Annotated in this window: 12 protein-coding genes; 2 read left to right on the plus strand and 10 right to left on the minus strand. The window is 42.2% G+C overall.

Annotated elements, in window-relative coordinates; all coding sequences use genetic code 11:
- Positions 1 to 65: 65 nt before the first annotated feature.
- Positions 66 to 1,790 (minus strand): diflavin flavoprotein, encoded by a 1,725-nt coding sequence (locus IQ246_RS26110; protein WP_194006215.1) that lies wholly within the window; start codon positions 1,788 to 1,790, stop codon positions 66 to 68.
- 109 nt (positions 1,791 to 1,899) lie between these two features.
- Here IQ246_RS26110 and IQ246_RS26115 point away from each other — a divergent pair, with 109 nt between their 5' ends.
- Positions 1,900 to 2,736: a pantothenate kinase gene (locus IQ246_RS26115; RefSeq protein ID WP_194006216.1), complete on the plus strand. Its 837-nt coding sequence runs from the start codon at positions 1,900 to 1,902 to the stop codon at positions 2,734 to 2,736.
- Between the two features lie 146 nt (positions 2,737 to 2,882).
- On the opposite strand, the gene IQ246_RS26120 is transcribed toward IQ246_RS26115, so the two are convergent.
- Both IQ246_RS26120 and IQ246_RS26125 read right to left on the minus strand, forming a co-directional pair.
- A complete protein-coding gene (locus IQ246_RS26120) occupies positions 2,883 to 3,713 on the minus strand; it encodes an alpha/beta fold hydrolase (protein ID WP_194006217.1) in 831 nt (276 codons plus the stop codon).
- Between the two features lie 92 nt (positions 3,714 to 3,805).
- Positions 3,806 to 4,300, minus strand: a complete 495-nt coding sequence (locus tag IQ246_RS26125; RefSeq protein WP_194006218.1) for an NUDIX hydrolase — start codon at positions 4,298 to 4,300, stop codon at positions 3,806 to 3,808.
- A 669-nt stretch (positions 4,301 to 4,969) separates the two neighbouring features.
- Between IQ246_RS26125 and IQ246_RS26130 the strand changes: the two genes are divergently transcribed.
- Positions 4,970 to 5,134 (plus strand): hypothetical protein, encoded by a 165-nt coding sequence (locus IQ246_RS26130; RefSeq protein ID WP_167407613.1) that lies wholly within the window; start codon positions 4,970 to 4,972, stop codon positions 5,132 to 5,134.
- A gap of 143 nt (positions 5,135 to 5,277) precedes the next feature.
- Here IQ246_RS26130 and argH read toward each other — a convergent pair whose 3' ends face one another.
- The 7 genes from argH to ispF form a co-directional block, all read right to left on the minus strand.
- The gene (argH, locus tag IQ246_RS26135; protein ID WP_194006219.1) at positions 5,278 to 6,666 is read right to left on the minus strand and encodes an argininosuccinate lyase; all 1,389 of its coding nucleotides are present in this window, start codon (positions 6,664 to 6,666) and stop codon (positions 5,278 to 5,280) included.
- Between the two features lie 156 nt (positions 6,667 to 6,822).
- Positions 6,823 to 7,029, minus strand: a complete 207-nt coding sequence (locus tag IQ246_RS26140; RefSeq protein ID WP_194006220.1) for a hypothetical protein — start codon at positions 7,027 to 7,029, stop codon at positions 6,823 to 6,825.
- A gap of 101 nt (positions 7,030 to 7,130) precedes the next feature.
- Positions 7,131 to 7,919, minus strand: a complete 789-nt coding sequence (gene larB / locus IQ246_RS26145) for a nickel pincer cofactor biosynthesis protein LarB (protein WP_194006221.1) — start codon at positions 7,917 to 7,919, stop codon at positions 7,131 to 7,133.
- 66 nt (positions 7,920 to 7,985) lie between these two features.
- Positions 7,986 to 9,779 (minus strand): ABC transporter substrate-binding protein, encoded by a 1,794-nt coding sequence (locus IQ246_RS26150; RefSeq protein ID WP_194006222.1) that lies wholly within the window; start codon positions 9,777 to 9,779, stop codon positions 7,986 to 7,988.
- Between the two features lie 24 nt (positions 9,780 to 9,803).
- A complete protein-coding gene (locus tag IQ246_RS26155; protein WP_194006223.1) occupies positions 9,804 to 9,980 on the minus strand; it encodes a hypothetical protein in 177 nt (58 codons plus the stop codon).
- Positions 9,981 to 10,022: 42 nt separating this feature from the next.
- On the minus strand, positions 10,023 to 10,487 hold the full coding sequence (locus tag IQ246_RS26160; RefSeq protein ID WP_194006224.1) for a hypothetical protein: 465 nt from the start codon (positions 10,485 to 10,487) through the stop codon (positions 10,023 to 10,025).
- Between the two features lie 102 nt (positions 10,488 to 10,589).
- Positions 10,590 to 11,072 carry a 2-C-methyl-D-erythritol 2,4-cyclodiphosphate synthase gene (gene ispF / locus IQ246_RS26165; RefSeq protein ID WP_194006225.1) on the minus strand — a complete coding sequence of 161 codons (483 nt, stop codon included), beginning with the start codon at positions 11,070 to 11,072 and terminating at the stop codon, positions 10,590 to 10,592.
- Positions 11,073 to 11,102 lie beyond the last annotated feature (30 nt).

Here is an 11,102-nt window from a genome sequence, read left to right on the forward strand (position 1 = left end):
GGGGATGGGGATGGGGCATTGGGCATTGGTTATTTTCCATCTCCCCCACTCTCCCACTCTCTCATCTAGTAATGGTTGCCGACCTTGCGATGATGTACAGCAGTCAGAGCATCTGGCTTAGAAACTCGTCCGGCGTAGACGGTGCTGTATACTGCCCAGTGGTCGCCGCAGTCCATTCTACTGACGACTTCGCACTCCATGTATGCAAGGGCGTCGGTGAGGATGGGAACTCCATTTTCAGCTGGCTGAGTTCTCACACCTTCAAAACGATCAGCACCAGGGGTGAATCGCTTTAAAAAGTGCTTCATGAGTTTTTGATAATTGCTTTCTTCTAAGACATTGAGGACAAAGCGATCGCCTACTTGCATTAGTGATTCAATTGCTCTGTCTTTGGCTACTGCAATGGAGAATCCCAGCGGTTTGAAGCTAGCTTGACTCACCCAAGAAGCAAGCATTGCACTGGAGACATCGCCTTTTTTGGCGGTGATGATGTATAGTCCACCACTGAGTCTACCTAATGCTTTGTCTAGGTCAGCACCCAGAGATTTCATCGCTTTGATACTGCGATCGCGTCCCAGCCATTGACCTAAGTCTGTACCCGCTTCTTCGCACAGCTTGTAGGTGTTTTCTGTGGGGGTTTCTTTAATCCGAATCGCTGGGAAAACTGTTGTCAAACCCAAATTACGGAATTTGCTCACCAAAGGATCTATCGGCTCATCATCACCACCGCCAGTTTCAAATATCCCTATGGCTTGCTTTTCTTTGGCAGATCCTAACACTGTGCTGAGTGCGGCTTGGATGCTAGTAGCAGCAGAAGCAGGAGGTAAACCAACCACAAGTCCAGTACAGCGGCTAACTAGTTCTCGCAGTTCTTGTAAATCTATGTCTGATCCCAAGTCCACAATTTCCACGGCTATACCAGTTTTGCTGATACCGTTGGCAATTGCTTGAGCTAGGCGATCGCTATACCCATATTCGGAAACGTAAAATATCCCAACTGCTGTTTCTGCTTTGGTTTGGTTTTGGCTCCAAGTGCGGTAACGTCCGGTTAGTTCCTCAACATGATGAGATAATAGTGGGCCGTGACCTGTGGCAATCATGCCGATGGTTTTCAGTTCCCCCATGCGCTTGAGTGCAGACAAAACTGACCGCGCATTTGGCCCCATCAAACAATCGTAGTAGTAATGAAAGTCTTCTTCGATAGCCGCTAAGTCTTCGTCAAAGGTGCTATCTGAGCAATAATGCAACCCAAAAGCATCGCAGGTGTAGAGAATTTGGGTTTTGTGGTCGAAGCTGAAGATGGTGTCTGGCCAGTGTAAATTGGGTGCAATTACAAATTCAAATTCGTGAGCGTTACCTAAATCTAAGCGATCGCCATTTTTCACAATCCGCCGCTTAAATGGCTGATGTACAAAATCCTCAAGAAACTGAATCGCCACCTTAGAACCAACAACGGTGATTTCTGGAGCCAGTTGCAGCATATCTTTAACTAAGCCGCTATGATCTGGCTCGGTGTGACTAATAATCAAATAGTCAATCTCTTTTGGGTCAATTAGTCCCGTGAGCGTATCAAAATATAGTTGACGAAATTTTTCATGGGAGGTATCAACTAAGGCAGTCTGCTCGCCTCGGATCAGAAACGAGTTGTAAGTAGTACCGTTTTGCAGACCAAACTCAATATCGAAGCGATCGCGATCCCAGTCCAAAGAACGAATTGCCGTCGTATCTTGAGCGATTTCCACAGTCTGTATGGTGAGCCGTTTTTCAGTTTTTTCGGTGAGCGCTACCATAACTCCCTCCTTGACAAATTGAGTATTTATTCCTCTGATTTTATTGTTACACGCCTGGAATGTTAAATTTTATTAAAAAAACTATAACTGACTTAAAAAAATTAAAAGTGTGAAACTACAAAAATACCCAGAATATAGAGAAAATCTTTGGTTAGCTCTGGAAATTGGGAATTCTCGCTTGCATTGGGCGTTGTTTACAGGCGAAACTCTAGAGTGTGTTTGGGATACTGACCATTTACCTGAATCTGTCATACAGCAGATAGCTCAATGTCGAACATTAGATGATTTGCCTACAGAAGTTTTTCCATTTAGTAAGCACAGTGAGAGACAACAAGAGATTATTGCAGAAACATCTTCTTGTCTACCTATCTTTCTAGCTTCTGTAGTACCTAAGCAAACAGCGCTTTGGCAGAAGTATCCCTATATTCGCGTTATTGCATTAGAGCAACTACCTCTAATGGGAATGTATCCCACCCTGGGAATTGACCGCGCTTTAGCTTTGTGGGGTGCGGGGAAAACTTGGGGTTTTCCGATGCTGGTGATTGACGCTGGAACAGCACTTACTTTTACAGGTGCAGATGCTAATCAATGTCTTGTTGGAGGAGCAATTCTGCCGGGAATCGGGTTGCAATTTGCAACTCTAGGTCAAAAAACAGGGCAATTACCACTTATGGAAACACGCAATTTCACGTCTTTACCTCCACGTTTTGCTCTCAATACACAAGAGGCAATTCAAAGTGGAGTGATTTACACTTTATTAGCTGGAATCAAAGATTTTATTGAGACGTGGTGGAATTTATTTCCTGAAGGAAAGATTGCGATTAAAGGAGGCGATCGCACTCTATTGATAAACTATCTACAAGCCCAATTTCCCAAAATTGCTGCACATTTAATTGTGGAACCCAATTTAATTTTTTGGGGAATACAGGAAATAGTATGTGGATAATGGATGAATAGTAAAACTGCTCTAAGTCAGACTCAGAGCAGCTTATATTTATGAAAGTCGGCGGGAAACACCATCAATAAAGTGGGTGGAATTGTTCATTAATTCGAGGGTCGCAACTCAGCTTTGATCTTTTCGGCAATGGAGTTCTACACGCTATGTATGCTTAAATTTACTTTAATAAACTCCTGAATATCAACCGCTACAATTTCAGCACAAGATTCTGATAAGTCATTTCCTGCATGAGCAATCATTTTCAACTCGACTTTGGGCGTCAGTTGAGCATAAACCCGACTTTTAGCTAAAGCATCTGGAGTATCTTTACCACCTTGTAAAATCAAAACTGGGACTTCGATCATATAAAGTCGCTTTTGTAGTAATTCCGCCTCAATTTCTGCTTGCTTTCTTTTGAAAAGTAATTGGCAAGCTATAGGATATAGTGACAACTCCTGACGCCGCTCCAAGTCTTGGGCAATTTTCTCATACCAACCCAAGATTTTAGTCAAGGGACTTAGCGATCGCAACAGCTTAATTACTAATGGTGGATAGTTTAGTAACCGTCGCATTTTCCAGTAATGCTGCTCTTGTCCTTCTATCTCTACCCCTTCTGGTGCTAACAGTACCACACCATCAACTTTCTCTGGATACTTGAGAGCATAGCTAGCAGCAACCCAACCCCCAAGAGAATGTCCTACTAAATATACTCTTTCTAGCTTCACAGCTTGGAGAAACTCAGCTAGACATTCCACTTGTAAGTCAATTGAATGGTGAATGTTAGGATTCTCTGACTCACCAAACCCTAGTAAATCAGGTGCAAAGCAATGAAAATCTTGTGAAAGAGACTCCATGATAGATATCCATTGACTGCTATCATTCCAAGCACCATGTAAAAAAATCACAGGAGTTCCTTTACCAACTTCACGCCAAAATAGTAGCCCTTGTGAAAGCTTTCTCCGGGAGTTACGAAATAGCGTATCCATATTTAATTGAGTAGTTAACTTTTAGAATACTAGTAAATAGTCATTAGTCATTAGGAGTTGACTCATAACAAATGACCAATGACAAAATAGTTTTATGCTAGTGTTGTCAGACCATTCAAGTAGTCTTGCAACTGTCGCGTGTGGTCGTGAGACATTTGTCCTGGAGGTAGGGAATTGGCAGGGAAAGCCTGGATTTCCATGACTTCCAAAGTATCCTGAACCTCCATTTTCCCATGCACTTCGACTTCAACCACAACGCAAATTGAATGGATTCTGGGATCGCGGTCTGGTGAGGAATAAACTCCAACTAAACGCCGAATTTCCGCCAACTCCAGTCCGGTTTCCTCCTTCAACTCCCGGCGAATTGTGCTAGGAATATCTTCTCCCCAGTCCACCATACCTCCCGGCAATGCCCAACGACCATCGTCGCGTCGCCGAATCAGTACAATGCGACCATCTGGTAAAATCGGAATGATACTAGTGCCAGTAATGGGATGCCGAAATATGATACCCAGTACTGTTTGTCCATAGCGCCATAAGCTACGTGTGGACTGCACAACTGCTGCAAAAAAAGCCAGAACGTTCAATCTTCAAATGTTTGGGTTGTACTCTATAATTCCTTGTCACTTACATAATAATCAACTAATAAAATGTTAGTTGAGTTTTGTTTTATACAAAAATGTTTGTGATTTGGAATAGTATTCTAACGTATTCCGTAGAATATTATTAATTCTAACATCAGGTTTAAATAAATGTACTGTATGTACATACGCATAACATTTATTAGCGCATCAATTTTTTCATTTGATAGCTAGCATTAGCCTTGCTCAAAGCGACAATTAATACTATTTTTTCAGAACAAATTCAGAAAATAAATATCAAAAACCTAAATTTTATAATTTCATTGCTTGTATTACCTCTTGAGACTTAATTAGTAATTTCAACTCTCTACTATTTCCTAGTTCAAACTTATGTTAATCAAACATCCAGTTGCTCCAATAGCTGCAACAGCTAGTTAACTAACTTACATCTAGCTGACCTATTTTGATCTGAAAAAATGTGTTTTTATTTAGCTAAAAAGTACATACTTCTAAAGCAGTATTGACATAGCCCATTAGAACACGGTAGACTAGTATACTGTTAAAAGTTTATTAATTGCTGAACTAGGCTAAAAGCATATCAATAACATTGGTAGCTGATATTGCCTACGTGATGCCTAGTTACTCCCTTTTTTGTTGTTTATTAATGAGGTGAACATGGCCAAGCGCCGTAACCCGAAAAAAGAAAAGGCGCTACGGAACCAGGCGTATGCCAGAAAGTTTCGTAAACGAACTACGACAGGAAGAATGCAGAGAAGATTCCAACAAAGACCACCGAAGAGTGAGGAAGAAGAAGGCGCAGCAGCAGCTGATACTGAGTAAGTTGCCTATTATAATCCTTGCTCTTTGAATCTTTTAGTAATCAGGGCGTACAAATGTACGCCCTGATTTATTGAGAACTAAGCATTAGGCAAGAGTTAAGAACCATTAATAAAACATTGGGAAAAAGCTTTCCTTCCCTACTCTTACTGTTCAGCAATTTGAGCGTGGGCGGCTAGGAGTGCTTTTTTTACCTGTGCAAAGCCAGTACCACCGTAACTGTTACGCGCCGCAACAACTTGACGAGGGGATATAGCTTCATAAATATCTGCTGTAAATGCTGGATGCAGTTCTTGCCACTCCTCCAATTTTAGATCTTTCAAGAGTTTCCCTGCGGCAATAGTAGTTTTTACAACTTTACCCACAAGGTTGTAGGCTTCTCGAAAGGGAACGCCCCGCGCTGCTAGATAATCTGCTACATCGGTAGCATTGGAAAAATCTTCCGTCACAGCTTCTGCTAAACGCTGGGTACGAAATTCTAAACCTTCCTTCAGCAAAATTGTCATTGCTTCTAGACAGGCTTTAACTGTATTGACGCTATCGAATAAACCTTCTTTATCTTCTTGCAGGTCTTTGTTGTATGCCAGGGGTAGCCCCTTCATGATCACCAACATCGCTTGGAGATGACCGAATACACGTCCCGTTTTTCCCCGTACCAATTCTGGTACATCAGGGTTTTTCTTTTGGGGCATGATACTGGAACCAGTAGCACAGCTATCTTTGAGAGTGACAAAGCGGAATTCTTCAGTTGACCAAAGAATGACTTCTTCTGCAAGTCGGCTGAGGTGAACCATGATCAAGCTAGCAGCACACAAAAATTCGATCGCAAAATCGCGATCGCTAACTCCATCCAAGCTGTTAGCATAAACGCTGTCAAAATTCAAGAGTTCGGCTGCATAGTGGCGGTCAATGGGGAAAGTGGTTCCCGCCAAAGCACCGCAACCCAAGGGCGAAATATTCACGCGGCGGTAAACATCTCCCAGGCGTTCCCAGTCGCGTTGCGCCATTTGAAAGTATGCCAAGAGATGGTGCGCTAAACTCAACGGTTGGGCGCGTTGCAAGTGAGTATATCCAGGAATCAGAGTTTCAACGTGCTGTTCAGCTATATCTACTAAGACAGTTTGAAATTCTCGTAATTGGCTTTTGATTTGTTGAATTTGGTCGCGGAGATAGAGCCTAGTGTCTGTACCTACTTGATCGTTACGCGATCGCGCCGTATGCAGTTTCTTACCCACATCGCCGACAATTTCCGTCAGTCGTCGTTCAACCGCAAAATGTACATCTTCAGCATCGACACCAGGATGAAATTTTCCCTGGCGGTATTCCTGGCGAATTTGTTCTAAACCAGTAACTAGTTGCTCCCCTTCTTCTGGGGAAATAATGCCCGTGTGAGCCAGCATTTGGGCATGAGCTTGAGAACCAGTCAGGTCGTATTCTATTAATGCAATATCGAAATTTATACTGGCATTAAAAAGAGCGATCGCCGGATGCAACGATGATTCAAATCGCTGACTCCAAGTTTGTTTTTCGGTCATAGACTTCAGGGGAGAAGGGGATGGGGAGAGGAGCCACTCCGTTGTAGCGAGTGGCGTGAGGAGAGAGGGAGAATTCCTAATTCTTGGCTCTTGTACAGACGCGTAGACGCTCTAATCGCGTCTCTACTCCTGACTCCCGACTCCTAACTTTTAAATTTAACCATAGCTAGTGAGATTCCGAATGATATAACCAATCACCAAACCAATCAATAATGCCCATACTTGTCCTGTCTGTATAAAATGGCTCCAAGATTTTTGGATTTGACCCATAAGGTCTGGGTCAGTAATTGTTTGCGCTAGCACCGTCAAATTTACTGGCAAATGCCAAAGTAGCTGAGATATCAAATCGTTGTACTGGCTCATATTCGGTGATTAAAGGGTTGTGGACTGCATTAAATAGTTAATGAAACAAAAATTACCGCAATTACGCGTAGCGATTGCGGTAATTACGCTACTGTCATAACCTAAGATGCAGGCGATGCCAACCGTAATTTATCGGCTGTCCGCAAAATTTGCCCCGCCAAAACCGCTGCGCCAAAACCATTATCAATATTTACTACACCCACTCCAGCCGCACAAGAGTTAAGCATGGTTAACAGCGGTGCTAGCCCGCCAAAACTTGCGCCATAACCGATGCTAGTAGGAACAGCAATCACGGGACAATTTGCCAAACCCGCAACGACGCTAGGTAAAGCGCCTTCCATCCCCGCCACAACAATCAACACCGATGCCGACTCGATGACGTGGCGGTTACTCAGTAAGCGATGAATCCCAGCAACGCCGACATCCCAGAGGCGCTGGACGCAAAAACCAGAAAGTTCGGCTGTCACAGCGGCTTCTTCTGCAACGGGTAAATCAGCAGTACCAGCAGAAAGAATGCCGATTTCACCCCCAAATTGTGGTTCGATGGTAGGAGGAGCGATCGCACAAATTCGCGCCGATTCGTAATATCGCAAACCGCTAACTTTTGATTCCAGTGCGGCATAAACTCCAGGTTCAATGCGGGTTGCCATCACCACCGGGTTGCGCAGGCGCATCACCTCCATAATTTGAGCAATCTGCTCAGGCGTCTTACCTGGCCCCCAAATCACCTCTGGAAAACCAGTTCTTAGCTGGCGATGGTGGTCAATTTTGGCAAACTCACCCACGGATTCATAAGCTAAGTCTTTGAGAGAGTTTAATGCCGTATCTGGAGTAACTTTACCATTGGCAACCGCTTCGAGGAGCGATCGCAAAGTTTTGTCATTTGTCATTTGTCATTTGTCATTTGTCATTTGTGAATAACCAATGCCCCATGCCCCATGCCCCATGCCCAATAACTAATCCGTTACTTTTATTTCATGAATATTCCAGAATGCGCCACCAAGAGCGGAAAATCTGATTCCTTCAAAACGATTACGTACCGCTGATAATGATAAGGGATTAACCAGGTAAATAAACGGTAAATTCTCCTGAGTAATCCGTTGGGTTTCGGCATAAATTTCTTTGCGCTTGGCTTCGTCTAATTCCCTTGCTCCTTTAATATAAAGCTGACCAATTTGCGCTTCCCAAGGAGCTACTTCCCAACCTTGAATCGGCTGTTGTCCTGGTTGAGGTTTCTGATTAAACATGTGCAATCCACCTTCGGGATTCCAAACGTTAGCCCCATCATTTGGTTCTAAACCACCAGTGAGTCCCATCAGAGAAGCTTCCCAGTCAAGGGAGTTAGAAATTTTGTCTGTAAAAGTATTCCATGCTATCGGCGTGAAATCGACTTGAATACCAATTTTGCTTAGGTCTTGTTTAATCTGTGATCCCATTGCCTCACGAATTTTATTGCCAGCATTGGTGAGCAAAGTGAAGCGGACGCGGTTTCCTTCGGCATCTACTAACTGATTTTTGTCATTGTACTTAAATCCTGCTTTTAGTAACAATTCCTTTGATTTTTTCAGATTGTAATCGTAAACTTTTAACCCTTCTTTCGGAGAAAGATAATAAGGACTTTGTACGGAAATTGGTGAATTTTGTGTAGTCCCTAAGCCGCGAAAAGTGTTGTTAATAATTGTTTGGCGGTCAATTGCATAGGCTACAGCTTGCCGAAATTGCAAATTATTAAACCAACGCGATTTGACTGGATTGACCAGTGGTTTTCCATTTCTTTTACCTTTATTAAGATTGAACCAAACAAAGGATGTACTGGTTGCTGGGCCACCATTATAAATTTTGAAATTACCCTGCTTTTCTTGGAGCTTTAGTAAAGAGAAGTAATCTGGTGAAACTCCCACAGTATCTAACCCACCAGAACGAAATTGTAACAAAGAGGTATCTGTTGATTCTACAATTTGCCAAACTATCCGTTCAATATAGGGTTGGGGTTCTCCTTTAGACCCTTTGCGCCAGTAGTAAGGGTTGCGCCGGAACACCACACGTTGACTTGTGTCATAACGCTCTAATTTGTAAGGGCCGTTGACAATAATTTGATCCGGCGGAGTATCAACGCCCCACTGTGACAGAAATATTGGCTTACCCTCTTGGTCTTTAGTTTTTACAGATTTTTCTAGGGTGTGGGCGGGTAAGATTGGATATCCAGTAGCACTACGTAGGAATGGCGCAAAAGGTTCTGGGACAATAAACTCAACCCGACGTTCATCGATTTTTTTTACGCTTGGTAGCTTACCGCTTTCGCCAATTCTTAAAACATCTCTGACATCGGTAGGAATTGCTTTATTAAAGTAGATGTCGTTGTAGGTAAAGACCACATCGTCTACGGTAAGTGGCTGCCCATCAGACCATTTCAAACCCTCGCGCAGAGTAAAAACAATTTTTAATTTATCATCAGAAAATTGCCAGGATTCTGCTAAAGCTGGCTCAACTTTACCTGTTTGGTAATTTTCGGTGATTAACCCCTCGTAAAGTAATAACAGAAGACCTGTTGTTGATGCATCTTGATTCAGGGGAAAGTTAAAAGTTTGGGGGTCACTGAGAATGCTTCTTACCAATTGCGGTACTTGAGCGGCTGCGCTTTTAAAGTTAGCTGGGTTACAGGCAGTAACTGTAAGTACTGTGATTAAAGCCAGAATTATTGGCAACCAAAAATGTTTAATTGAAAGAAATATTTTACTAAAAATTTTCATAATTTCAATAGGCGAATAGTGTAATTAATTTGATTGAGATTGTAGCCAACCAAGGAAATTTTTGGTTTTATTGAAATACTGAATCCCACTATCTCGTAAAACCTCTATAACTTCACGTCTGCCAAATTCATTAGACACTGAGGTAGGTGTATTTTGCAGAAAATTTTCTGCTAGTTCATCTTGTCCTTTCGCAATACTCATTAAAAAGTTTGTTTCTACATAAAGTATCACTGCTAATAGTACCTAAGGTTGAGTAATTCCACCTTTTAATAACTGTGACAAACCTATTTCTGCTATCTCCTTGGATGCTGGCGGTATTTCTGACTTCCAGTAATAACAAAAATCACTTATCCAAGCTTCTATCAGACCTGTAAGATAAAGATTAAAAATTTGTTTTTGATTAAATTCTGGCTCGTAATAACTAAGAACATCACTTGTATTAAAACTAAGAAGTTCTGACAAATTATAACCATCCCATTGAAAAACTAAAATATTTTTCAAATCAACAAACATAGCAAAAGGGATCAGGTCTTTTGACGCTTCCAAGTAGTCAATAATTCGCAAAATAGAATTTTCTTTGGTCTTTTTTGGGTTTGAATCAAATGGAAAACCTTGAGCTTCAACTATCAAAACAATTTTTCCATCTTTGTCTAGTGCCACAACATCCGGGCGCTCTACATCTTGCAATTCTAAGTTTGTAGCTTGCATGGCTCTAATTTCCTAATCAGGTAAGTTTGTTTATCTCCTATCACCCTATTTATTTAAATCCTAACGATGATTAAATAGCTTCACTTATGCAGTAAAGAAAAGTTACTCTAAAGCCACTAGCAAAACGACAGCATAAGCACATATACCTTCTTCGCGTCCAACAGGGCCTAGTTTTTCGTTGGTAGTAGCTTTAATACCAATTTGATTCGGTTCTAATTCTAAAACAGTGGCTAGCATGTCGCGCATTTGATGAATATGCGGTTTTAATTTGGGGCGTTCTGCTACTACCACTGAGTCAATATTTCCTATTTGCCAGCCTTGATCCCGAATTAGGTGATGTACTTGAGTTAATAGTATTAAACTATCTGCTCCTGCCCATTGAGGATCGCTAGGCGGAAAATAATGACCAATATCCCCCAAAGATAATGCCCCTAGCATGGCATCCATAATTGCGTGGGTTAGCACATCAGCATCACTGTGGCCTAACAAACCCAGTTCATGGGGAATATTAATTCCTCCTAAAATTAAGGGGCGATCGCTCACTAGTTGGTGGATATCGTAGCCGTTACCAATACGAATATTCATGTTTTTGTTATTGGGGATGGGGCATTGGGG

This window comes from aff. Roholtiella sp. LEGE 12411 (genome assembly GCF_015206995.1).
In the GTDB taxonomy this organism is placed as follows: domain Bacteria; phylum Cyanobacteriota; class Cyanobacteriia; order Cyanobacteriales; family Nostocaceae; genus Komarekiella.

Coding starts and splice junctions, on each gene's coding strand:
- IQ246_RS26110 (WP_194006215.1), bottom strand. CDS start 1,790: ATGGTAGCGCTCACCGAAAAAACTGAAAAACGGCTCACCATACAGACT.
- IQ246_RS26120 (WP_194006217.1), bottom strand. CDS start 3,713: ATGGATACGCTATTTCGTAACTCCCGGAGAAAGCTTTCACAAGGGCTA.
- IQ246_RS26130 (WP_167407613.1), top strand. CDS start 4,970: ATGGCCAAGCGCCGTAACCCGAAAAAAGAAAAGGCGCTACGGAACCAG.
- argH (WP_194006219.1), bottom strand. CDS start 6,666: ATGACCGAAAAACAAACTTGGAGTCAGCGATTTGAATCATCGTTGCAT.
- IQ246_RS26140 (WP_194006220.1), bottom strand. CDS start 7,029: ATGAGCCAGTACAACGATTTGATATCTCAGCTACTTTGGCATTTGCCA.
- larB (WP_194006221.1), bottom strand. CDS start 7,919: ATGACAAATGACAAAACTTTGCGATCGCTCCTCGAAGCGGTTGCCAAT.
- IQ246_RS26150 (WP_194006222.1), bottom strand. CDS start 9,779: ATGAAAATTTTTAGTAAAATATTTCTTTCAATTAAACATTTTTGGTTG.
- IQ246_RS26155 (WP_194006223.1), bottom strand. CDS start 9,980: ATGAGTATTGCGAAAGGACAAGATGAACTAGCAGAAAATTTTCTGCAA.
- IQ246_RS26160 (WP_194006224.1), bottom strand. CDS start 10,487: ATGCAAGCTACAAACTTAGAATTGCAAGATGTAGAGCGCCCGGATGTT.
- ispF (WP_194006225.1), bottom strand. CDS start 11,072: ATGAATATTCGTATTGGTAACGGCTACGATATCCACCAACTAGTGAGC.